The following is a 24,148-nucleotide window of genomic DNA, read 5'->3' as shown; positions in this document are numbered from 1 at the left end:
TAATGTGAGTCACCCTTACTAAGGCGAAAAAATGCAGCTCGAATATTTACTAAAGCAAGCCAAATGTACCTTTCCTTTTGCCCATCTGGGTCCTCATTTTCAGTCCTCAAATAGTATTTTCACTGTCACTGCTTGGTTGCCCAACGCTGTGGCCGTCAAAGTTATCGATTTAACCACAGGTCAGCCTATTGGAAACTTAAAAAAAGTATCAGATGGTTATTTGTTTCGCGGTGAATGCAAAGTTAAACAAGCACCAACTGTTTATGCTTTAGAGGTGAGTAATAAACAAGGGCAATATCAAGTTATTGACCCCTACCAGTTTCAAGATCAAGCCTACCATGCAGTGCACTTTATCGACCATAGTGCACAGAATGTTTATCAACAATTAGGGGCGCAACTCGTTGAGCTAGATGTCGGCTTAGACGCACCTATTCAAGCGACTCGTTTTGCCGTATTTGCCCCCAACGCTAGCGCCGTTTCTCTAATCGGCGAGTTCAATTATTGGGATGGCTCTTGTTTACCTATGCAAAAGACTGACTTTGGCTATTGGGTGTTGGTTGTTCCTGGAATTCAGGTAGGCGCTAAATATAAATATCAAATAAAAGATGCCGCAGGTAATGAGCTTCCCCACAAAGCTGACCCCGTGGGGTTTTACGCTGAGCAATATCCCTCTCATACCTCAGTAGTTTACGATCACCAACAGTATCAGTGGCAAGACCAAGCTTGGTTTAAAAAGACTAAGAAAGATAAATACCTACAACCAATGAGTATTTACGAACTGCATATGGCGTCTTGGAAACGACCGTCTGAAGATACTGGTGAAAGGTATTTGAGTTACCGTGAGTTAGCTGAAAAATTGATTCCTTATGTTAAAGACATGGGGTACACCCACATTGAACTGCTACCTATTTCTGAGTTTCCCTTTGATGGCTCGTGGGGGTATCAGCCCGTAGGACTTTTTGCACCTACTAGTCGTTTTGGTTCACCAGATGACTTCAAATTTTTTGTGGATCAATGCCATCAAAACGATATTGCAGTCATTATTGACTGGGTCCCTGCGCACTTCCCTGAAGACGGCCATGGTTTGGCAAGGTTTGACGGTACACACGTATACGAATATGAAGATCCACGTAAAGGGTGGCACCCAGACTGGAATTCGTGCATTTACGATTTTGGCAAAGACACAGTGCGTCAATTTTTAGTCGCCAATGCATTGTATTGGGTCGATAAGTTTCATATTGATGGTCTGCGCGTCGATGCCGTGGCATCAATGTTGTACTTGGATTATTCACGTGAAGAAGATGAATGGATCCCTAATGTAGATGGTGGAAATCATAATTATGAAGCCATTAGTTTTTTGCAGTGGATGAATAAAGAAGTCTATGAAAAGTTCCCCCATGCAATCACTATCGCCGAAGAGTCTACCTCTTTTCCAAAAGTATCACGCCCGGTATGTGAGGGTGGATTGGGGTTTGGTTTTAAATGGAATATGGGGTGGATGCACGATTCACTGCATTATATTGCTAAAGACCCCTCCTATCGTCGCTATCATCACAATGAAATCACTTTTTCCATGGTTTACGCCTTTGACGAAAACTTTGTATTACCTATTTCCCATGACGAGGTGGTACATGGAAAAGGTTCGTTACTACGTAAAATGCCTGGAGATGAATGGCAGCAAGCCGCAAATTTGCGGGCTTATGCAGGGTTTATGTATGCCCACCCTGGTAAAAAGCTTAATTTTATGGGAAATGAAATAGGTCAATCTGCAGAGTGGAATCATGATAGTTCAATTGATTGGCATTTACTTGAGTTTGCCAAACACAAGGGTATACAAAGTTTATACCGAGATCTAAATAAGGCGTATCGCAAATATCCGGCTTTGTACGAATTGGATCATAATAATCTAGGTTTTGAATGGATTGATCATGGTAATGCTGAACAGAGTATCTTGTCTGTTTTACGCAAGTCAGCAGGGGCTAAACAAAAAATTTATGTGCTGATTAATTTTACACCCGTGCCATACGATAACTTTAAACTCGGTGTTCAGGATGAAGGTACTTATCAGTTGATACTCAATACCGACGATAAAAAATATTGGGGTAGTGCATACAAAACGAGTAAAAAAATAACGTCAGTACCTGAGTTATGGAACGGGCAGCCTCATTCTGTCAGTGTTAACCTTCCTCCGTTAGCGTGTTTATTTATTTTATTTAAGGGCTGATATATGTCCAATATAGTTGTTTCAGATGGGCAACCGCATCCTCTAGGTGCCACAGTTTCCGAAGGTGGCTGTAATTTTGCAGTGCATTGTCCAAGCGCTGATGGTGTTGAATTATGTCTATTCAAAAAGGACACTGAGGAACAGTTAGCGGTGATAAGTATGCCCGCAAAGACAGGGAAAATCTGGCATTGTTGGCTTGATAACATTCAAGCCGGTCAATTGTATGGATATCGGGTCATCGGTGAAAATCATGCCCATATGGGGCAGAAATTTGACTATCAAAAGTTACTTATTGATCCATACACTAAAGCGTTGAGTAGGCCCGCAGTCTGGAATAAGACTCAGTATGAAGGTGACAGCCAGCACATGATCCCTAAAGGGATAGTGCAAAATATAGAATCTAAGGTTCAGCATTCCACAAAACCTGATACTCCCCTAGACCAAACCGTCATCTACGAAGCGCATGTTAAGGGGTTAACGCAGCTACACCCAGATGTACCTGACCAATATAAAGGAAAGTTTTTGGGCGTATGTCATCCAGCAATTATTAGCCACTTAAAGTCTTTAGGGGTGACTACCATTCAGCTGATGCCTGTGGCGGCATTTATGCCAGAGCCTTATATTACCAATAAGGGGTTGACCAACTATTGGGGATACAACCCTATAAACTATTTTTGTCCAGAGCCAAGGTATGCCGTCGCAGATGGTGTGGCTGAATTCAAATCTATGGTCAATACGTTGCATGAATCAGGTCTCGAAGTGATTTTGGACGTGGTGTTTAACCATACAGCAGAAGGGGACGTAGTAGGACCTTTACTATCGTTTAAAGGGTTTGATAATTCTTCATTTTATTTGTTTGATCGCAATGAATATGGAGCCGTTGATTATAACAAATATGTAAATAACTCGGGCTGTGGCAACAGTGTAAATACTGCCTTTCCTTATGTGCTAAAAATGGTGATGGATGCACTGCGTTACTGGACTTTAGAAATGGGGGTGGATGGTTTCCGTTTTGATTTAGCCGCTAGTTTAGGTCGCGACCCATATGAATTCTCTTCGCTGTCGGGCTTTTTCCGTACCATTCGTCAAGATCCGGTGTTAATCAAATCTAAATTAATAGCTGAACCTTGGGACATAGGTCATGGCGGTTACCGGTTGGGGCAATTTCCGTCCAATTGGTTAGAATGTAATGATAAATATCGCGACACTGTGCGTGCTTTTTGGCGCGGCAATAAAGGGCACACCAGTGACTTCGCAACACGGTTATTGGGCTCTCGTGACGTATTTCCAAAGGAGTCGCGTTCAATCCTGACTTCGGTCAATAATGTTAGTTATCATGACGGATTCACTTTGCACGATTTGGTTAGTTATGCTGAACGTCACAACGAAGCAAATGGTGAACAAAATCGAGATGGGCATGGTCATAACGTTTCGGCTAACTATGGTGTAGAAGGGCCAACCACCGATATAAAAATACTCGCGATGCGTGAACGGCAAAAGAGAAACCTATTTGCTACGTTAATGTTGTCCCAAGGGATCCCCCATATACTTGGTGGTGACGAAATCAGTCGTACGCAGCAAGGAAATAATAATGCCTATTGCCAAGACAATGAAATTAGTTGGTTTGACTGGTCTTTAAATCAACAAAAGCAAGATTTTTTAACCTTTTGCCAGCAGGCTATATCTCTACGTAAAAGCAGTGCCATTCTGAATCATCTCAACCTAGAGGATGACGGTTATTCGTTGGGACATAACGTTGAAAAAATCAATTGGTTCCGACCCGATGGGGAGCGGAAATTAGAGTACGATTGGCAAAATCATAATAACCAAGCCTTTGCAGTTGAGTTATGTGGTCCTCGCGACGATGAGAAACTGCATCACGAACATTGGTTATTAGTTTTTAACGCCAGTGATCATGACGTTCGTTTCCATTTGCCCGATTTGGCAGCTAATATGGGGTGGAAAATCATGCTTGATACCCGATATGCGCGATGGTCTGAACAACCTAGTGTGCTAATTAAACAAGTACATATGCAGGCATTTAAAAGTATTTGTGTATTTAAGTGTTCAGTTGATTCTTGATAAGTGTTGACGTTACAGACTGCCATTTGATGAATTGGCTGGGTTTATAGCGTTTTAGATTAGAGGTTGTAACAATGAAACATGCGAATGAGCATGGTGAATATGTTGTTGATCGTTCCCGCCAAACTATTATGTTCTCAGCCCGAGGACCATGGAACGACGAAACCATGAAGCGAGGTGCGAAAGAAATGGGAGACTATATCGCACAGTTAAATTTATCAAAACCTTGGGGAACCCTTAGTTGCCTATATGGCGAGAGCCTAATGCCCCCTTCTACTTATCAATCATTTTTAAAACATACCCTAATCAGAAAGTCTATGGGATTGAAAGCATTGGCTGTAGTGATCCGTGACTCAGAAATCGCCAACACGATTAAAAGTCAATTAGTACCCGCTTATGAAGAGGCTGATCTAAAGTTTGCATTTTTGTCTGATGTTAATTCGGCTTGTACTTGGTTGTCTGAAGTGAATGTGGAATTAGATAAACAACAAGTTGAACAGTTTTTTACGAAGAATGCCTTTATTCATCCAAATCGTTAATCTTAAGCTCAAAAGCCATATCATCTGCTCTAATTGTAGTTTTTTTAATTAACTTTGATGTTATTTCATGAAAGTTAATTTCATGATTACAGTACAAAAACATGTTTTTATTTATTGTTTTTAATAATTATCGACGTTAAATCACTCCTTCTACTAGTTTTTCATAATAATGAAAATTAATTACCTAAAAATTGAGCATATATTACATTTCTTACAGTGAATCGTAATTTTTCAACAATTTGGTAGTTTGTGTTTCCTTGATTAGAATGCCCGCGAATTTTGATATGACTATCGGGAATTAGGCAAAAAGTTATGAATCAGCAGTTAGAGCAAGAACTCATTAGTAGTTGGCAAGAAAGACAAGAATATGCAGAACAAATGCAGCCAGTATTGGGGAAACTTTATCGTAATCGAGCCATTGAAATTTCGGTATATGGTCGACCATTATTAGGCGCTAGTGCTATTGATATAATTAAAGCTCACCGTACTGTTAGGTTAAAAGAGCAAAGTAAACTTAGACTGAGAGAAAGTTGGCCATTGTTACAAGCGCTAAACGAAATGGAGTTGGCTCCGGCTCACATTGACTTGGGAAGACTCGCATATGCCTATCATTATGACCCCGCATTCAAAAACCAATCTATTGAGGAGTATCTCAGTACTCAACTCAACACTATTATAAATGCCAAAGATCAACAAAAATCACAAGATGTGGTGTTGTATGGTTTTGGTCGAATAGGGCGACTATTGGCAAGGTTACTTATTGAAAGGCAAGGTACCAATAACAAGTTGCGGCTCAAAGCAATTGTTGTACGTGGTGGCAAAGAAGGTGATTTAGAAAAACGCGCCAGTTTGTTGCGACGAGATTCTGTGCATGGGCCTTTTAACGGCAGTATTACAATTGATGTAGAAAAAAATGCGATTAAGGCTAACGGCTCGTATATTCAGGTAATCTATGCCAATAATCCAACAGAAGTCGATTACAGCAAGTATGGTATTGAACAAGCAATTGTGGTTGATAATACTGGGATATGGCGTGACCAAGAGGGCTTAGGACAACATTTACAATCTAAGGGAGTTAAGAAAGTTCTTCTCACGGCGCCAGGTAAAGGTGATATTAAAAATATCGTATATGGCGTAAACGACAACGACATTTTAACTGATGATAAAATCTTATCTGCCGCAAGTTGCACTACTAACGCAATAACGCCTGTGCTCAAAGCCTTAGATCAAAAGTATCGAATTGAAAGTGGACATGTTGAAACTGTGCATTCCTATACCAATGATCAAAACCTCATTGATAATTTTCATAAAGGTGATCGCCGCGGAAGAAGTGCTCCTTTAAATATGGTTATTACAGAAACTGGGGCGGCTACTGCCGTAGCAAAGGCTTACCCGGAGTTACAGGGTAAATTGACTGGTAGTTCGATTCGTGTGCCGACACCTAATGTATCTTTGGCGATTTTGAATTTGCATTTAGGTGAGTCAACAGATAAAACTGCTATCAATGACTATTTACGCGATATTGCGTTATTTTCGCCGTTGCAACATCAAATTAATTTTACCGCTTCTAAGGAAATTGTATCCACTGATTTAGTGGGTACGCGGGCGCCCTCAGTGGTTGATTCTCAAGCAACCATAGTGGCTGGAAACCGTGTAACTTTATACGTTTGGTATGACAACGAATTTGGATACAGCTGTCAGGTAATGAAAGTGCTGCAGCATATGGCTGATTTAGTTTATCCTACCTTGCCCGAGCCTTTGCCAAGTAAGTTAGGGTAAGTATTCCAACAACAATTTATTCTAGTAATATTGCAATAAAAACCCGCTTCGGCGGGTTTTATTTAGTTCAAAGAAAAGAGGTTTGATTTTTGAGCAATCAGAACAAAAAACATCGCAAATTCAAAGTCTCTAAATGGCTTACTCTGTTAAGGGATATTGTAGTGTTAGTTGCAGTGTTTTTTGCGATTAATAGTTGGCAATCACGAAATTTACTCGATGTGGATACGCATGTGGAATTGAGTGAGCATTTGTTGGTGGGTATGGATGGAGAGGTCAATGCCGTATACGAGTCTAATAAACCAACATTGATTTATTTTTTTGCTCCTTGGTGTAGCGTCTGCTCCTTGAGCATAGGTAATCTCGAGTATTTAGATACAGATAAAGTGAATATTGTCAGAATAGCGCTAGATTATTCAAACGTAGAAGAAGTTCGAAGTTTTGCTGATAAACATCATATTTCTAGTCAAATTTTGTTAGGTCATAACGAGTTGAAACAACAATTTAAAATACAAGGTTATCCCACTTATTATATCATGGACCAAGACCAGAAAGTGCTCGCTAAATCCTTCGGTTACTCAAGTGCACTGGGACTAAAATTACGACAGTTTTTTTCGGGATAAGCAGCTATCACTGATCCTTTTTTTTAGTGTTTGTGATAGATTACTCGGGGCAAATCTCCACAGGACCAAAAAGTGAGAATCAGTAGCAATTTTGATAGCGGAAATATTCAAGTTATCCGCGCAGAAGATCCATTAAATATTCAATTAAGTATCCTCAAAGACAACCAATCTGAATTCTATCAGTGGTTTCATTTTAAATTAGAAACGCAAAGTTTTGTTTCCCATCAAATAAAAATTATTGATTTAGAAAAGTCAGCTTACCCAGGAGGTTGGCAAAATTATCAAGCGGTTGCGTCTTATGACAGACAAGATTGGTTCAGAGTGGATTGTGAATTTGACGGCGAAAACTTAACTATTGCGCACACGCCGGAATTTGAAAATATCTACTATGCCTATTTTGCACCCTACAGTTATGAGCGCCATTTAGACCTAGTGAGTTGGGCGCAAAAGTCAATCGAGTGCCGACAAGAATTTTTAGGGGAAACCTTAGATGGCAGAGATTTGTCGATGTTAGTTGTAGGTCAACCTGAAGAAGGCAAAAAAGCAATATGGGTAACGGCTCGGCAGCATCCTGGTGAAACTATGGCCGAGTGGTTAGTAGAAGGGCTTTTGGAACGGCTTTTAGATGAAGATGATGGCTTAGCACGACTTTTACTCGATAAGGCCGTGTTTTATGTTGTACCCAACATGAATCCTGATGGCGCGGCGCGTGGCCATTTGCGTACTAATGCTAAAGGCATCAATTTAAACCGTGAATGGCAAACACCTAGTTTAGAAAAAAGCCCAGAGGTATTTTTGGTCAAACAAAAAATGCTTGAAACTGGGGTGGATATGTTTTTGGATGTGCACGGCGACGAGGCATTACCCTATAATTTTGTGGCCGGTTGCGAGGGCAATCCTAATTATAATGAGCGACTAAATAATTTAGAAAACACCTTTAAGTCGGCATTTGCGATTGCCACTCCTGAGTTTCAAGATGAACATGGATACGATAAGGACGAGCCAGGTAAGGGGAATTTAACGGTTGCAGCCAATGCGATTGGCCATGAATTTGATTGTTTATCATACACTTTGGAAATGCCCTTTAAAGATAATATCAATTTGCCAGATCCGGTTTACGGTTGGTCTCCAGCACGTTGTAAACAGTTGGGGGAAGATGTATTGATTGCCATGCGCGCTGTAATTGATATTCTTCGCTAGGAAAATAATTAAACAAGATAACTCAAACAAATAAAATAACTAAAATAAAACGACAAAAAATTAAGGGGAATATCATTGGAAGCTTTTCATAATTTACTGAAATCGATGGATGGCATGTTAGGAGGCGCTTGGTGGTTTCCATATGTGTTATTAGGTACAGGTTTATTTTTTACTATTTACTTAAAATTTCCGCAAGTGCGTTATTTCAAACATGCGTGGAAAGTCGTTACCGGAAAATATGATAAAGCGGATTCTCCCGGTGACACCACACATTTTAGAGCCTTAACTACGGCGCTTTCGGGGACTGTAGGTACCGGTAATATTGGTGGCGTTGCATTTGCCTTGTTTTTAGGTGGACCGGCTGCTTTGTTTTGGATGTGGGCAACGGCATTTTTCGGTATGACCACGAAGTTTGTTGAAGTCACACTGTCCCATAAATATCGCGATAAGACCCCAGACGGCACTATGGCAGGTGGCCCCATGTATTACATGGACAAACGTTTGAACATGAAATGGTTAGCTGTAGCGTTTGCTATTGCCACTGTTATCAGTTCTTTTGGAACGGGTAATTTGCCGCAAAGTAACAGTATTGCCACAAGTATTGAATCGACTTTTGGCTTTGATCCACTTGTTGTCGGCAGTGTGTTGGGCATATTGTTAGCTTTGGTTATTTTAGGTGGTATCACACGTATCGCGGCTGTTACTTCGAAAATAGTCCCCTTGATGGCGTTGATATACATAGTAGGGGCTTTAGCCGTAATTTTCGCTAATTTGGAAAATGTTGGACCGGCTTTTGTTTCTGTTTTCTCTGATGTTTTTACTGGGTCAGCTGCAACCGGTGGCTTTTTGGGCGCAACCATTGCGTACGCCTTTAACCGTGGTGTAAATCGCGGTCTGTTTTCAAACGAAGCGGGGCAGGGGTCTGCTCCTATTGCTCACGCCGCTGCAAAAACTGATGAACCTGTTGCCGAGGGTATGGTGTCTATTCTTGAACCCTTTATCGACACTATTCTGATTTGTACTATTACAGGTTTAGTGATTCTTTCCTCTGGTGTTTGGAAAGACAAACATTTTAATACCTTTGACCGTAGTGATATGTATATATTATCCGGTGATTACGTTGAAACGAGTCAAGAAGACAAACAAACGCTGTATAATTACATAAATGATATTGAAGGTCATGGCGTCACAAGTTTTAATGGTGAAATTCAAGTTATTAATGGTAAAGCGGTGAGCAAAGGTTTTACTATTTTTAATGCGCGTTCATTCGCTGATAACGTTGTTTTTTCGTTAGGTGAGCCAGAGGACAATTTTACCGGAACATTAAAAGTAGTGGATGGTAACTTAATTAAAGACAATATTATCGTAAGAGGTGAGTCGTTAATTCACTCAGCCAGTCTAACGGCCCTAGCGTTTACTAAAGGTTTTTTTGGTGAGTCAGGAAAATATATTGTATCAGTTGGGTTGTTACTGTTTGCCTTTTCTACCGCTATCGCTTGGTCTTACTACGGCGACAGGGCCATGACTTATTTATTCGGTCCTCGTTCAGTAATGCCCTATCGTGTAGTCTATGTGGCTGGATTTGTATGGGCGGCAGTGTCTGATACAACATTGGTATGGACATTGTCTGCGGTAGCAATAGTGGTGATGACCTTACCTAATTTATTTGGTATTTTCTTGCTACGTAAAGAAATGAAAGAATCAGTTGCAGAATACTGGGATAAATTTAATACACAAAATAAATAACCTTCGGTGGTTTGAGAAAAGCGCGGCTATCAGCCGCGCTTTTCTATTTCCCTTGGTTTGCATATCAAAGTTTGGAGTAAAAGATATGGCATTAATAGATTGCCCTTCTTGTGGTAAAAAAATGTCTGATAAGGCGCAGAGCTGTCAGAGTTGTGGTTTTGGATTAGGTACTGCAGATGCCGAAGACATCGCTCGTAAACAAAGCTTAAATAAGTATTTAAAAAACCAAAAAATTCAAACTCAATCCATGATTGCTATGTTGTTATTTGTGGCGGGCTTTGGATTTATGTATTGGGGAAGTGCGCAACCTGGAGATTTGCAACATAATCTTGCAATAGGGGCCTCGCTTATAGGTTTCGTTTGGTACATCGTAAATCGTGTGCGTCTTATTTTGTTAAAAAGGTCTGATTAAAAAAATGGATAGTTCTGCATTATTAAACTCAATGTCTGAGCCGGTATATCAAAAATTGTTGCAAGCTGTTGCTACTGGTAAGTGGTTAGACGGTTCGCCCCTTACTCAGCAGCAGCGTGAAACATCTATGCAAGCGGTGATGTACTATCAAGCCAAAAATCTCAAATCAGATCAACACATGACAGTGGGACCTGACGGCGAAATTGTGCATAGAAGTCGAGAATCTCTGCAGCAAGAACTTAAACAAAATTCTAATAACATTCAAACAATAGCGCGGTTTAAACAGGATGATCTTTAAGCACCTTTTTCGTTCCAAACATCAAAACCCTGACCCTCAGGTACGCCTTAAAGCGATAGAAAATCTAAATAGTGAAGATCCTCAGCAAAAGTCTGTTTTACATGAATTGGCATTTAATGATTCTGATGTAACTGTGAGTTTGGCTGCATTACAAAAACTCGATAGTTTTGTGTTGTGGTACAAAATGTCAGAGATTGCAAAAAACGAAAGAGTGCAAAAAAAGTCTCAACAGTACGTTGAAAATACCTTGTTGGATAAGCAAAACAATGCTCTTTCTGAGGAAGAAAAGCGAAAATTCATTCTTGAAACAAAGGATATTCGCATAGTTGAAAAGTTGTTGATGCAACCATGGGTGCAGCAAGATACTCCCCTCGCGATGACTTTGTTACAAAAAGCGGATAAACCACAGTTACAAGATAAACTTTTGTTTGATACTCAAAATGAGAGTTTGCAAATTGCGATATTACAAACCTTATCAGACCATGCTCAATCCCGTAAGTTGTTGACTAAAATACAGAAAAAAACATCATCAAACGACATTATTACGCTAGCTAAAGACAAACTCGATAGCTGGTTAGCCGCTGAAAAAGCGCCAATAGAAATCGAACAGCAAGTCAAAATGATGTTGTCTCGTTTACTGGCATTGAAAGATCACGGCGACTTTTTAGTTATTCAAGAACAGCAAAAAGCGCTCACTAAGCAGTACACTCAAATATCAGAACGTTTTAACTGCTTACCCGAATTTAAACGCCTAGAGATTGAACAAAAATTTGCAGATATAAGTGCACGAGTTGAACGCAGTATTGCTGTGATGGAGCCTCAGTGGCGAGCACAACAACAAGAGTTAGCCCTAAGTGAAAACATCCAAACCTTAGTACAAAATGTCGAACAATGTTTGACTGAGGTGGCAACACAGTTAAATACACGCATTAGTGAAATAAGTTCGCCAGAAGTCGACAGCTTTGTTGAAAAAAGTGAGCAACTCGCTGCCCAGTTGAGTGAGTTAATTGGTCAAGTACCGGCCTCCAAATCCGAAATTCATAAGCAACTAGAGCAACTCAATAATCAATTGTTGTCAAGTTTACACACCTTATCGAGCCTGCCTGAATTCCAACAAGTGATTAAAAAATGTCAATCATTGTTGCAAAAATTTGATGATTTAACTTTGCCAAATGATGCTAGCCAAATTGAAGCTGCTCACGAGTATATCAGGGAGCAAAAGGTGATATGGCGTGACACGGTTGCTAACTATCAAAAATATATGCCGAAGCAATTGTCTCAGCAGTGGAATGAAAGGTTAAAAAATTGGCAACAGGCAATTAAAACCTTGAAAAATCAATTGGATGGAGACGTTTCTCGATGTAGAAACAAATTGAGAGCCGTTGAAAGTCTAATCAATCAAGGTAAGTTCAAAGCAGCGATGGGGTTGTATCAAAAAGTTCAAAAATGGTATAGCGAATTACCGGAGAAACAACAGGGCTATTTGGAACGCTCTTTTGGTAGCGTTAAAGAACAAATTGAAAACTTAAAAGATTGGCAAGAATACATAGCTGCACCTCGCAAGCCTGCACTATTAGTCGACGTAGAGGCGCTAATAGCACAGCCGCTAGAAATTGAAGAACAGTCCAAAGCAATTAAATCCTTGCGCTCACAGTGGAATAGTTTGGGCAAAACAGATTCTGAGTCAGATCACGCTTTAAATGTGGCTTTTGAAGCGGCTATTGAGAAGGCTTTTGCACCGTGTCGTGAATACTATGATCAACAACAAAAGCAACGTGAACAAAATATGCTAGCGAAGCAACAAATTTTGGTGGAAATTAAAGGGTTAGGGGACCACCAAGAAGCGGTTTCTGAACTTGCTAAATCCTTAAGAAATGTCCAGCAAAAATGGAAAAATATTGGAGAAGTAGACTTCAAACTACGTAATGCTCTAAACGACAATTACCAACAATTACTTAAGCCCCTTAGAGATAAGGTGTCTGCTTTTTATCAAGACAATGCTGAGCAAAAACAAGCATTGTTAACTAAAGCTGAAAATCTTTTAGAATTAGAGTCTGTGGATGATGCCATAGAACAAGCTAAAAAATTGCAGCAAACATGGAAAACCATTGAGCACGCTGGTAGAAAAGCAGAAACGCAACTATGGCCCGCATTCAGAAAGGCAAACGATGTTTTGTTTGCTAAAAAGTCTGAGCTAAATCAACAACATAAAGCGGTGCTCGACCAACAAGTGAGTTTGGTTAAAGAACAAGTTTCTCAGTTTGAAACGTTATGTAGTAGTGCCCAAGATAACGCAAGTGTTCAAAACGCTTTACAACAAAAACAAGACATAAACGATGCGATTCTTAGTTTACCTATACGTGACCGTAAGGCTTTGGAACAAAGGGTACAAAAGGTAGTTGAACAGCAACAGTCAAAACTGACTGAGTTTGCGAAGATGGCAAAAAGTCAAACCTATCAAGCGCTATTTTCTGCATTAGAAGAGTGGCAATCCGAAAGCGATATACCTGCCGCTGTGGCTAATTTAAATAAACCCTGGCAGCAATGTTTTCGAGAAGTGGACTCGGACTTAGATCGTCTAGATATAACGTTAAAAATGGAAATAGTGGCGCAACTTGACTCACCAAGTGAAGATGCAAAAAAACGTCAAAATATCCAAATGCAATTGATGGCACAAAAGTTACAATCAGGCGATAGCCTTGATTTAGAGGCTTTACTTAAAGATTGGATTCGTGCTGGCGCTTTGCAAACCAGTGATTTGACTTTATTGCAGCGCATTACACCTATGTTTGTAAACTCATGAGTGATCTAATTAGACTGAATAAATTTATCAGCGACTCTGGTTTTAGCTCTAGGCGTGAAGCCGATAAGTTAATTGAGCAACAAAGAGTCAGGATTAATAATCTAGTCCCAGAGTTAGGAACTAAAGTTGCGCCCGGTGATGTGGTGACTGTTGATGGCCAAATCATTCACGCCAGCGCATCTGATAAGACGGATCGGGTTTATATTGCCTATCACAAACCCGTTGGTATTACTTGCACCACAGAGTTGCATATCAAAGGTAATATCGTAGATGCTATTGGCCATAAACAAAGGATCTTTCCAATTGGACGTTTGGATAAACCCTCTGAAGGTCTAATCTTTTTGACTAGTGATGGTGACATAGTCAACAAAATACTGCGGGCTGAAAACGCACACGATAAAGAATATGTAGTAACAGTTAATCGGCCTTTGACCGAACATTTCATTAAGAAAATGGCGTCAGGTATTCCGATCTTAGACACTATCACCAAACCCTGTGAAGTCACCATGCAAAGTAAGATGGTGTTTCGCATTGTGTTGACACAAGGCTTAAATCGCCAAATTCGTCGAATGTGTGAGTACTTAGGATACGAAGTCGTTAAGCTTAAACGCACCCGAATTATGTCGGTACGTTTAGCAGGCCTAAAAGTGGGGCAGTGGCGCGATTTGACTGCAAGTGAAATGGCTGAAATTAACCGTGCCGTTGAAAGATCGAGTAAAACGGCGGTTTAATCTAAGCTGTATTGAGTTTTGTATTAAGATTTGCTCTTTCGTAGGTTAGCAGTTTAAAGTTAATTTTCGGCGAATAGAGTCGTCACGAAATTTCAGTCAGACCTTCGCTATTCTGACCAATACCAACTGGTCACGTTATATCTAAATTGATGGTTAAATTCATTATTCAGGCTTTTTACCCAGTGTTCAGAACCCTTTGAGGCTGGATCGAATAACACGCAGCGATTGTAAAGCGGTGAGATATAAATAGGTTCGTTGTGTTTACCTGAGAAAACTAATTCGCCGCCGGCGCTGTTACTCCAATCTTTATTTAAGTATAACAACATACAGACCTCTCTTCCGGGGGAGTCATCTGCATGTTCAGAGACAAAGTCATTGCTACCCAAACGAAAATAGTTAGTATTAATTAAAGGATCTGCGACGTTTTTGTCGGTTAATCGAACTGTAAAAATTTCTGACAATACAGACATAAACTCATTACTTCGTAAGTAGTTTAAAAAATTGAGGGCAATATTGGTTGATTCGAGATGCTTGAGGTTTAAATCCGCAGAATGTATAGCGCTTCGCTGCCATACATCTCGTTGCACAAAACGCTGCTGGTCGTTTGCCTCTTGCCATTGTTTATCATCCACATACAAGGCTGCGTAGGTGTGTTTTTGAGTTGTCCAGTGTTGGGGTTGTTGTAAAATATCCACTACTTTGTCGAGAATCGTTTCATCAAATAATCCGTCAATGACTAAATAGTTTGGAGTAACCTGTTTTAATGTTTGTCGATATTCGCGTATTGCTGAATCGTTTAGTTGTTTTTTATTTAACCACATGTCTGCTGTTACTTATTGTTACGTCTATTCAATCACTTAGAATCAGAATAAAACTGGTTAATTCATAGTGCTAACCTAGAAAAAAATTGCTGATTTAATTGATAGTAAACTTTGAATTTGCTAGCCATTAAACAAAGACGCTAATGAATACAGCATTTCTTGAGCCGCAAATCTTTATTGTCTACAATAGCGCACTTTTATTAAATTAGGTTAATAGCATGAAGGATACCAGTTCTCTACCGGCACTACCGGATCGCCTTTCGAGTAATCCACGCAGTCGATTTTACGTAGAAGAAATTTTCGAACACGATATTGGAATTCGCCTAAATGACAAAGAACGAAATAATGTTGAGGAATATTGCATCAGTGAAGGTTGGATAAAAATCCCATCCCCTAAAGCGCTAGACCGCCGAGGACAACCACTTTTAATTACGTTAAAAGGTAAGGTTGAGGCTTTTTATAGTTAGGTCAGTTAACCTAACAATAATGCCGCCAATCATTAACTGCTATTGAAGTGTTTTTACCCATTGAATATCACTTCAATAGTTAATTAAAGACTCACAATGTCTCTTTAAGGCTTAGACACTGTCATCGTTAAAGAGTGGCCGAGTCTACATTTTATACTTAAGCAATTCATGGTTGTTTTATTAGTTTCAAGGTAACCGTTTGATCCCTTAATTGAGTGATTTTGCCTTTTTTAGGATGTGGTGCAACATCCAGTAAAAGTAAACGATAACCAAAAGCCTGAGCCGCTATCGGTTCACGTTTTCGTACAAGTTTTATGGTTTGTTTCTCATTGTTGCCATTCGAAACTTCAAGTGACACCACTATTTGTCCGGCCCATATACAGGTAACGCCAGTCGCGCATCGAGAATCTTCTATTTCTAGTAGTTTCAAAATCAAGTCGTGATGTTTTACAATTTTTGATATATCTATTTTAATGACAGAACTTAGCTGTTCATTGCTAAGGGAAGCGTTATGTTGAAGCTGAGGTGAGGCTTCCATGGTGGTATGTTCATCTACTGCAGAACTTTCTAGACTGCATCCGAAAAAAACGAAAATCGAAAAATACACTATTTTAAACATAGACTTTTTCTCCAATAAAAAAGCTCGGACTAGGCCGAGCTTTTAAGTTTTTAGACTCTAAAAATGACTAAGGCGAGGGAGTTGCACATCGTGGTAATGTGCATAGCTGTGTACATTGACGCATATCGGATATGCTAATGACACCGTCCCCATCATTGTCGCGAGGATCACCCGATGCTGCTGGCTGATATAGACCTGCACCTATTAGTCTGACGTCAGTACTGTCTACAAATCCATCCAGATTAACGTCGCATCTAAGAGCTTGTGGCACATTGTCACAAGTTAAAGAAACATCGTCAATTTGAGCATACCAGTCCCAATCATCGGAGTTAGGATCAAAGTAATGCCAGCGTAATTTAACATCCTCTTCGCCTGCATAATGGGTTAAATCAACAGTAACAGTTTCTCCTGAAGCATTCTGAAGTCCATCAACTGGATGGTCTTCGTTCCAACTTAAAATATTAGTCCAGCTAGTGCCTCCGTCTGTACTTATATCTAAGTTAAGGAAATCAAGGAAATTCAAGTTCTGATAATCAACAAGATAGTTTAACGTCGCACCAGTCCATCCAGCTAAGCTAAAAGAGTTGGAATGTAATTCAGTATCGAAGTCAGTAAAGAAGTTTGCATCACTATTGGCAGTAGCAGCGTCACCTGAACCACCGGTAAAGTTACCCCCTAAACCAGAACCAACAATGTTTGACCACACAACACCTGTTCCCGCATTGTCGACAACGCTCCAGCTTGGCGCGATACCATCATCAAAACCAACAGGTGCTGCGTTACAAGCAATGTCTGTGACAATTTCGGTACATATACTAGGCAAAGCAGGTTTTGGAACATTGTCTTCAAGGACTACATCGTCAATAAAGAAATTACTGTGAGTGCCATTTGTACCACCGACCGTTCCACCTATTGCAAGTGTATGCACATCGCCATCGTTAAATGGCGCAGTAGATAAAACCTGTTCAACGTAAGTGCCATCAGTTGTATCACAAGTAACGGTTCCAATGGCAGTACCGTCTATAGTCACTTCTATAAAGTCAGTAGGCGCATCACAAAGTCCGCGTAAGGTTTTAACTGTCAACTCAGTGGCTGAAACGGGAATAGTTATATCCTGGGTAACACTGCTGGTTACGCCTGTACCTAAACCACCTATCCACACTACCCAACTTCCAGTAGAAGTCGGCACTGCTGGGCAGCCATTACCAGGACCACAAAGTGGAAACCCCTGTATACCCCCGAACGTAGATGCCGCTAGCCAGTCGTCGTTCGGTACACCACCTTCGAAACTCCAGTCAGAAACAATATTGCTGCTGTCTATCGAATCGGTTGGAAGTGTACAAGCAAAGCCGCTTTCAACTTGACACGATGCAGAGCAACCGTCCCCACTTGTTGAATTACCGTCATCACACATTTCGCCTAAATCAAGTTGACTGTCACCACAAATCGGTGCAACTTCAGCGGAACAAGAATAACCTTCAACGCTGTCAACATACCAACCTGTTGTGCCGTTACAGCCGTCAGTTCCAAAGTCAAAACGCAAACGAATGCTATCACCAGGTGAGGCTAACCCAATCAGGTCAACTTGAGATTGACCCCAGCTACCACTTAAGCTGCCTCCATCTGCACCTGTAAATGCTTCTTCGCCACCCAAAGGATTATCAGTTGGTGTTGTTAAAACACTGTTATAAGGATTAAAAGAATAGGATGAACCAGGAACTACAACAAATGGTCCTCCATTCACACTCAACTTAAGGTTACCACCGTCCCAACCAGCTTCAGTAGATACATAGTGGTCAAATGCGACATGTGGGGTAGGTGAAGCTGGAAGCACAATCACAGGGCTGTCAATGTTTACGACACCTGCCTCTGTATCTTCCTCACAATTACCAACAGCAAGATCAGGAGCAAAGGCTGCAAACGCGCCATCGGCCCCGGCAGGTAAATCGTTGACCAATAGCCATCCTGGGCTATCGAAGGTAGCGGGATCCGCTACATCGTGTGAGCTAACGCTCCATCCCGCTGGTAAAGCACCAGACTCAAAATCTTCACTGAAGAATGTTTCAACATCCCCCATTCCCTCACAAAGAGCCGGGGCTTCTGCCAAAATGGGGACAAAACCACATTGTGTTGGAGCTGTGCGGAATTCGACAGCGTCTACAATAGCACTTACTTGCGAGCAATCAGCTGCAGTTATTATTTCCCCTGTAGGCGTACCATCACTTAAATCAGATAAATCCAATCCTGTTAAAACGCTACACGCGGTTTCAAGGGCGTCTGCGTGATCTAAAAAGTTGCTCGATGGAGTCAACATATTTTGAGCGGCCCAGTGAATATGAGCAGATTTGGTTAGTCCTAGACCTGTATCTGAAAATCCATTAAACGTACCGCCATCTACCATTAACGCGTAGGCGTGGTTTGGTACACCTGAGTTGATGTGAACCCCTCCAAAATCAGTGGTAGCGCAGTGATACTGGTTATCGGTAACTTTACCTGGGTCGCCCGCACAATTGGGGTTCCACATATCGCGCAGAGAGCCAGTTAAACCGGGGGCGGTTGAATCTTCCCCCATTAACCAGCGAACGCTATCGTCCCCTGTACCTTCATCGTAAATTGAACAACTACCGTCTGTTCTAGGCCCGTCGGGACTGCTAGTGGCATCACGACCATTAATGCGGTCAACAGTTTCACCCCATATGTCTGAGAAAGATTCATTCAATGCTCCAGACTGCCATTGATATATTAATGAGTTGGTATACTCGGTATATGCATGGGCCCATTCATGAGCAGTGACATCGTCAGTGGTTAAACCTGGACAGAAAGATATGTAGACCCCATTCCATGAGGCGTTTGGACAGGAATCACCACGGTTAAAAATGGCGTCCATAGTAGCACCAGCATCATCAAATGAATCTCGCCCAAAAGCGTTATCAAAAAATGAGTAAGTTTCGGCTGATGCATAGATCATGTTGTCTGCTTCAGTTAAACCAGTAGGTAATGGGTCTCCTTCTACCCAAAAAGGATTACTAGTATAGTTTGGGCCAGGATGTGCAGCTCCTTCGGCATCATAAGCTCTGCGGTCCAGTGCGTCGTGAATGCCTGTGATTTGATCTATAACCTCACCATTAATCGCATCAACATATACAAATTCACGTACGTTACCCGCGCCATTTACTACTTCTATTTCGTAGGCTAGATGGTCTTGGCCAGGTGTACCTTTTATAATGCCAGCCCGAAATACCATTAAGGTAGAAGAATTTGTGAAAAGCGCCTGCGGTGTATCTAACCTGTCTTCTCTATTTTTCAGTGTTTCTGCGGTAATGGCTTTGGTTGGATCTTGTTCTACCTTTACATAAGCAATTCTGGTGGCCTGAGACAAAGTTATGACAGGTTTTGTATCTACTTTGATATCAGTGATAAACTTACCATTGACGGCGACCATCTCACCACTTGCATTAAAATGAGTTCTTAATTCTCCAGCAAAAACCGGCAAGCCTTTGTAATACTGTTTAAAAATACTGTGTTCCGACCCTAGTTTATCTTTTTTGGTGTCTACCAAAGTTAATTCAGAATCAAAATCTTGTACCCCAAATGCACTACCATAGTCCCGTAAGAATGATATTGACACGTCACTCGTATCTACTTTAGAGCTACTGCCCGAGGAGCTGCGAGCCTGAGCTTTCACAGGGCCCAGTTGTGAAGTAGGGGTGAGGCGAATAAAACGGGCGTACCCGGTGTTTTCATCGACACTGATTTGAGCTTGACCAGCTCTGTCAGCCAATAGGTTTTCGGCGCCTTTCGCTTTTTGAGCGAGTGCCCCAGTTGTGTTTAAAGCTAAACACAACACTGCTGCAATTTTACTAACATGATGCATGCTTATTTCCTTGTATTGACGTTGAAATATTTAATTTCCCAAATACTCTGGACAGCTATTACAGATTCTTAAAGGATATTTATTATATTTTCGTATTTTTTATAATTTTACTTTTTGTTATCTAATTTAAGACAATCTTAAATGACGAGTTTCTATACGTTTACTTGATTACGTTTTTTCCTAACAAACATAGCGAATAAACCTAGTCCCATTAACAACAGAGTGGCAGGGCTAGGAACTGATATTGAGGTATTTAATACGTTGCCTTCAAAAAGAGGGATCTCATCTCCGCCTGCATCATCAAGATCGACGTATGCAAAAAATATATCAGCAGTTGCATGATTTTCTGTTGGATTGATATTAAAAAACAGTTCAGCTATGGCAAAACTACCTGATTGAAAATCCCAAAGATCAAAAATAGAGAGAAAACTAACTTCTAAAATGTTGACAACACTCGGGAAGTATTCTCCTCCACTTAGATCTAATGCCTCGAATGCTCCAACATCACCCAGCTCATCAGACAAACTATACCCAGCGAAAGATAAAACGCTTGTGTCGAAAATTACATCTATATCAAATCCTCCAAGTGACAAGGGGACCCCATCTCCTAATCCATCGATCATCACGGACACGGATACCATATCACCGGAGTTTGCGGTTTGTGTGGAGGGTTCGAGTGACAAAATCACATCAGCGTTTGCCATACTGGCAAACATGAAACTAACGGCTAGTACAAGGCGGTTAACTACTTTCATAATGACTTCCTTTTTTAATATAAATTTATATGTGTTTTTTAATTGCCGATTTAGTAATTAGTTAAGTGTAATTAAAATAGGAGTTCTTATTCACTTAACCAAATATGTCACCGACTATGTAGCAATTTTTCATGCTGTTATAACTTATGCATTTTTCTTACCTTAATTTAAAAATCATTATTTTTCAATATGTTACATATTTATGATGTTGGCTTAGTAAATTTATTGTAAAGAAAGTTGACACTGGTTGGTTTTTTTACCGTTCTTCATATTAACTTTCTATTTGTCAAAATGTCAAAATGTCAAAATGTCAAAGATGAAGCTACTGGATATATTCTGTTCAATCTTACGAAAATTAGTTAAAACCGCTACTAGTTGGCAATTTCGGGTAGGGTACGGTTTTCTAATTTCAATTAAAACATTGAAAAATAACAACTTTAGTTTTGGAGCGGACTTTGCTGTTTCATTTTTAAGGTGGTGCTTTATTAAGTACCGGTTTGTACAGATTTTTTTTAAGTGGAGGGTTAAATATGTTTGGCTTTTTATGTGGAGTAGTATTTTTCTAGGTTTGGATTAGTCCAATCATATTAATTGCTGTTTCAGATCGGACGAGGGGCGGTGAAAAATTTGCATGGATATTGGCTGTTATTTTTGTCTCTTGGTTTGCTTGGATTTTTTATCTGTTATTAGCACCTCTGAAACCTCGGACTTTCACCTCTTAAATTCTGAGTTTTAATCGAGGTAATTGGAAAGATGAGAGTTAATTTGGAAAGCTACAAAAAGTAGGTTTATTAAACCTATATAATCGCGTATGTCTTAGGACTAAACTCTATTAAGCGTCAAATGATGGTCATCATGTTGTATTACAAAGTTAACAGCAGTTATCGTTACCTTTTGTGAGGTTTATCCAATAAGGACTCGACCCAAGATTAGCTTGCTCTCAGTATCATTCTAAATCTAAACTTAACAGCAAAATAAACTATAGGTATGTGAAATGAAAATAGATGTGACGCTACTTGAAGGGCAAAAACTCCAAGCAAGCTTTGGTAAACATCAAATTATAAGTGATCAGAGTGTAGCCGCTGGTGGAGATGAATCCTACCCAGAACCTTTTGATTACTTCTTGGCGAGCATGCCATTATGTGCCGCCTTCTACATTAGAAAATTTTGTGAATCACGAGGGATTAGCACTGACGGTATCAGCCTTACGCAGGAGCATGCCACTATAGGTGAGGATAAATACCATAAAAATTTTGGCATTTCTGTGACATTGCCAGAAGACTTTCCTGAAAAGTACAAAAAAGCCTTACTTGCAGCGGCCAATACTTGCACTGTCAAAAAAGTGATCCAAGCCATGCCTGAGTTTAAAATTCAAATCGCTGAGTAGTTAACTACCTCAGTGTTATTGTGACGCTTTGAGCAACAGTATTCAGGTTCAAGTTAAAGGTCATATGAATATTTCAGCAGTGTTAAAACAATAGTTGAATAACATATCGATATGGGCAAACCAAACTTAATAAAGTGTTTGAATCGGTAGTTGCTAGCGCTGAATACCAATAGATTGGTTTGATAACCATAAGGAGAGATAAAACTAGCGCTGGCAGCAAAGGCAACGGCTAATGCAAAAGGCATAATGGGTACTCCTAAGGTTTCTACTAAACCATAGGATAAAGGAAACATGAGTGCCGCAGCAGCATTATTGGTAACTAATTCTGTGAGTATTAGGGTGAGTAAATACACCATGACTAAGGCCCAAATAGGGCTAACACTTGTGGCCCAAGGATCTATTAATTGCATAATTTGAGTAATGACCCCAGACTTTTCAAGGGCAGTTGCAAGGCTTAGCGCACCGACTATGACCACTATTAGATTAATGGGTAAACTGCGTTTAATTTCGGTGTTTGATGTCACGCCACTGATGACCAAAACGGCAATAAAAAACAGTAAACCCGTTGCTAGGTTTAAGACAGAAGTTGCCGCCAAAGCAATAGTCAGTAGAAAACCGCCCAGGGTGATTAAGTCCTGCTTATTACTCAACTTTGTTTCCATTTTCTTTTCAGAAAGTATAAAAAAGTTTTTGGCAAGATTATGTCTTTGCATAAAATCTGGACCGGTCGCGAGTAACAAAAAATCACCCGATTGCAGCTTAATTTCACCTAATTTGCCAGACAAGGATTCACCGTCCCGCCTGATGGCGACTACGGCAGCATCAAACAACGCTCTAAAACCTAATGCTTTTAAAGTTTGCCCGATAATTTGAGCGCGATTTGAAATAATCACTTCGGTAAGATTTTCTCTTAATAAGCCGTTAGACTCAGCAAAAAGTTTTAATCCTTTAATGTGGTTTAAATTTCCTACATGTTGAATGTTGCCCGAGAATATTAATTTGTCTCCCGATTGAATCACCTCGTCTGGGGTAACTGGAGTAATGAGTTTCCCACCTCTGGCTATTTCAATTAAAAATAACTCGGGTAAATTTCTAAGGTGATTCTCTTCGACACTTTTGCCAATGAGTTCACAGTCTTCATCTACATCGGCTTCAATAAAATAGCTATTGTACTGAGTGTTTTTATTAGGGATTTCTGGCAATAAAGGTGCGATTAAAAACATTAATAAACCACAACTTAATCCGGCTACTAGACCATAGAGGGTGAAATCCCAAAAATTGAAACCGGGATGACCATGTTCAATTAAAAAACTATCTACAATTAAGTTAGTGGAAGTGCCAATTAAGGTAACGGTACCGCCCAAAATCGCCGAATATGACAAAGGTATCAATAATCTAGAAGCATGATGATATTGATTTTGTTTTACCGGACCAATCAAACTCGCGACAATTGCGGTGTTGTTGAGAAGCGCTGAAGAAAAAAACGTCAAACCAAATAACCGCCAGTAACTGATGTTGAAACTAGCGGTGACTAATGTTCTTCCTAAACGTTTGATGAGTGAGGTTTTGTCTACTGCTGAACTGACTAACAGTAACAACACTAGGGTAATTAAACCTTGATTGGTAAAGTTGTGAATAACATCAGCAATCACTAATTGCTGACTCGCTATTAACGCCAAAAGTGATGCCGAAAAAATTAAAGATGGGCGCTGGTTAGTAGTAACAAGCGCCAATATAGTACCTGCAAATATAGCTAATACCAGATACTGACTAATATCCATATTGTTTAGT

The 24,148-nt window shown here is 40.2% G+C and carries 18 protein-coding genes and 1 pseudogene; 14 read left to right on the top strand and 5 right to left on the bottom strand.

Annotation, left to right across the window (positions count from 1 at the left end; translation table 11 throughout):
- Positions 1-31 precede the first annotated feature (31 nt).
- From glgB to rluF, 11 genes and pseudogenes are all read left to right on the top strand, one after another.
- Complete coding sequence (gene glgB / locus KO534_RS01750) at positions 32-2,224, top strand: 1,4-alpha-glucan branching protein GlgB (protein ID WP_215926551.1); 2,193 nt, start codon at positions 32-34, stop codon at positions 2,222-2,224.
- A 3-nt stretch (positions 2,225-2,227) separates the two neighbouring features.
- Entirely contained in the window at positions 2,228-4,306 is a 2,079-nt protein-coding gene (gene glgX / locus KO534_RS01745) for a glycogen debranching protein GlgX (protein WP_215926549.1), read from the top strand.
- A gap of 74 nt (positions 4,307-4,380) precedes the next feature.
- Positions 4,381-4,845, top strand: coding sequence for a hypothetical protein (locus KO534_RS01740; RefSeq protein WP_215926547.1), 465 nt, complete (start codon positions 4,381-4,383; stop codon positions 4,843-4,845).
- A gap of 312 nt (positions 4,846-5,157) precedes the next feature.
- Positions 5,158-6,624: a glyceraldehyde-3-phosphate dehydrogenase gene (locus KO534_RS01735; protein WP_215926545.1), complete on the top strand. Its 1,467-nt coding sequence runs from the start codon at positions 5,158-5,160 to the stop codon at positions 6,622-6,624.
- Positions 6,625-6,713: 89 nt separating this feature from the next.
- A complete protein-coding gene (locus KO534_RS01730) occupies positions 6,714-7,244 on the top strand; it encodes a TlpA family protein disulfide reductase (protein WP_252731902.1) in 531 nt (176 codons plus the stop codon).
- A 72-nt stretch (positions 7,245-7,316) separates the two neighbouring features.
- A complete protein-coding gene (locus KO534_RS01725) occupies positions 7,317-8,444 on the top strand; it encodes a M14 family metallopeptidase (RefSeq protein WP_215926543.1) in 1,128 nt (375 codons plus the stop codon).
- 75 nt (positions 8,445-8,519) lie between these two features.
- Positions 8,520-10,190, top strand: coding sequence for an alanine/glycine:cation symporter family protein (locus KO534_RS01720; RefSeq protein WP_215926541.1), 1,671 nt, complete (start codon positions 8,520-8,522; stop codon positions 10,188-10,190).
- A gap of 85 nt (positions 10,191-10,275) precedes the next feature.
- Positions 10,276-10,602 (top strand): zinc ribbon domain-containing protein, encoded by a 327-nt coding sequence (locus KO534_RS01715; protein WP_215926539.1) that lies wholly within the window; start codon positions 10,276-10,278, stop codon positions 10,600-10,602.
- Positions 10,603-10,606: 4 nt separating this feature from the next.
- Positions 10,607-10,900 carry a YeaC family protein gene (locus KO534_RS01710; protein WP_215926537.1) on the top strand — a complete coding sequence of 98 codons (294 nt, stop codon included), beginning with the start codon at positions 10,607-10,609 and terminating at the stop codon, positions 10,898-10,900.
- Positions 10,890-13,703: a DUF349 domain-containing protein gene (locus tag KO534_RS01705; RefSeq protein ID WP_215926535.1), complete on the top strand. Its 2,814-nt coding sequence runs from the start codon at positions 10,890-10,892 to the stop codon at positions 13,701-13,703. Before KO534_RS01710 ends, KO534_RS01705 begins: the two co-directional genes overlap by 11 nt.
- Positions 13,700-14,431: pseudogene (rluF, locus tag KO534_RS01700) on the top strand (23S rRNA pseudouridine(2604) synthase RluF); the annotation flags it as partial. The gene KO534_RS01705 and the pseudogene rluF, both read left to right, overlap by 4 nt.
- A 110-nt stretch (positions 14,432-14,541) precedes the next feature.
- Here rluF and KO534_RS01695 read toward each other — a convergent pair.
- The gene (locus KO534_RS01695) at positions 14,542-15,255 is read right to left on the bottom strand and encodes a 2OG-Fe(II) oxygenase (protein ID WP_215926532.1); all 714 of its coding nucleotides are present in this window, start codon (positions 15,253-15,255) and stop codon (positions 14,542-14,544) included.
- 218 nt (positions 15,256-15,473) lie between these two features.
- Here KO534_RS01695 and KO534_RS01690 point away from each other — a divergent pair, with 218 nt between their 5' ends.
- Positions 15,474-15,722, top strand: a complete 249-nt coding sequence (locus KO534_RS01690; protein WP_215926530.1) for a DUF3297 family protein — start codon at positions 15,474-15,476, stop codon at positions 15,720-15,722.
- A 166-nt stretch (positions 15,723-15,888) separates the two neighbouring features.
- Here KO534_RS01690 and KO534_RS01685 read toward each other — a convergent pair whose 3' ends face one another.
- From KO534_RS01685 to KO534_RS01675, 3 genes are all read right to left on the bottom strand, one after another.
- Positions 15,889-16,341, bottom strand: a complete 453-nt coding sequence (locus tag KO534_RS01685) for a hypothetical protein (RefSeq protein ID WP_215926528.1) — start codon at positions 16,339-16,341, stop codon at positions 15,889-15,891.
- 67 nt (positions 16,342-16,408) lie between these two features.
- On the bottom strand, positions 16,409-20,215 hold the full coding sequence (locus tag KO534_RS01680) for a M4 family metallopeptidase (protein WP_215926526.1): 3,807 nt from the start codon (positions 20,213-20,215) through the stop codon (positions 16,409-16,411).
- Between the two features lie 152 nt (positions 20,216-20,367).
- Positions 20,368-20,970, bottom strand: coding sequence for a PEP-CTERM sorting domain-containing protein (locus KO534_RS01675; protein ID WP_215926524.1), 603 nt, complete (start codon positions 20,968-20,970; stop codon positions 20,368-20,370).
- 572 nt (positions 20,971-21,542) lie between these two features.
- Here KO534_RS01675 and KO534_RS23835 point away from each other — a divergent pair.
- Both KO534_RS23835 and KO534_RS01670 read left to right on the top strand, forming a co-directional pair.
- On the top strand, positions 21,543-21,692 hold the full coding sequence (locus KO534_RS23835) for a PLDc N-terminal domain-containing protein (protein WP_436836565.1): 150 nt from the start codon (positions 21,543-21,545) through the stop codon (positions 21,690-21,692).
- Positions 21,693-21,964: 272 nt separating this feature from the next.
- Positions 21,965-22,357 carry an OsmC family protein gene (locus tag KO534_RS01670; RefSeq protein WP_215926522.1) on the top strand — a complete coding sequence of 131 codons (393 nt, stop codon included), beginning with the start codon at positions 21,965-21,967 and terminating at the stop codon, positions 22,355-22,357.
- Between the two features lie 53 nt (positions 22,358-22,410).
- Here the strand turns inward: KO534_RS01670 and KO534_RS01665 are convergent, their stop codons facing one another.
- Positions 22,411-24,138: an SLC13 family permease gene (locus tag KO534_RS01665; RefSeq protein ID WP_215926521.1), complete on the bottom strand. Its 1,728-nt coding sequence runs from the start codon at positions 24,136-24,138 to the stop codon at positions 22,411-22,413.
- Positions 24,139-24,148 lie beyond the last annotated feature (10 nt).

Origin of the sequence: Paraglaciecola arctica (assembly GCF_018861065.1) — a bacterium.
Taxonomy (GTDB): Bacteria; Pseudomonadota; Gammaproteobacteria; order Enterobacterales; family Alteromonadaceae; genus Paraglaciecola; species Paraglaciecola arctica_B.
This window is presented reverse-complemented; position numbering and strand designations above follow the sequence as displayed.

Coding starts and splice junctions, on each gene's coding strand:
- glgB (WP_215926551.1), top strand. CDS start 32: ATGCAGCTCGAATATTTACTAAAGCAAGCCAAATGTACCTTTCCTTTT.
- glgX (WP_215926549.1), top strand. CDS start 2,228: ATGTCCAATATAGTTGTTTCAGATGGGCAACCGCATCCTCTAGGTGCC.
- KO534_RS01740 (WP_215926547.1), top strand. CDS start 4,381: ATGAAACATGCGAATGAGCATGGTGAATATGTTGTTGATCGTTCCCGC.
- KO534_RS01735 (WP_215926545.1), top strand. CDS start 5,158: ATGAATCAGCAGTTAGAGCAAGAACTCATTAGTAGTTGGCAAGAAAGA.
- KO534_RS01715 (WP_215926539.1), top strand. CDS start 10,276: ATGGCATTAATAGATTGCCCTTCTTGTGGTAAAAAAATGTCTGATAAG.
- KO534_RS01710 (WP_215926537.1), top strand. CDS start 10,607: ATGGATAGTTCTGCATTATTAAACTCAATGTCTGAGCCGGTATATCAA.
- KO534_RS01705 (WP_215926535.1), top strand. CDS start 10,890: ATGATCTTTAAGCACCTTTTTCGTTCCAAACATCAAAACCCTGACCCT.
- KO534_RS01695 (WP_215926532.1), bottom strand. CDS start 15,255: ATGTGGTTAAATAAAAAACAACTAAACGATTCAGCAATACGCGAATAT.
- KO534_RS01690 (WP_215926530.1), top strand. CDS start 15,474: ATGAAGGATACCAGTTCTCTACCGGCACTACCGGATCGCCTTTCGAGT.
- KO534_RS01685 (WP_215926528.1), bottom strand. CDS start 16,341: ATGTTTAAAATAGTGTATTTTTCGATTTTCGTTTTTTTCGGATGCAGT.
- KO534_RS01680 (WP_215926526.1), bottom strand. CDS start 20,215: ATGCATCATGTTAGTAAAATTGCAGCAGTGTTGTGTTTAGCTTTAAAC.
- KO534_RS01675 (WP_215926524.1), bottom strand. CDS start 20,970: ATGAAAGTAGTTAACCGCCTTGTACTAGCCGTTAGTTTCATGTTTGCC.
- KO534_RS01670 (WP_215926522.1), top strand. CDS start 21,965: ATGAAAATAGATGTGACGCTACTTGAAGGGCAAAAACTCCAAGCAAGC.
- KO534_RS01665 (WP_215926521.1), bottom strand. CDS start 24,138: ATGGATATTAGTCAGTATCTGGTATTAGCTATATTTGCAGGTACTATA.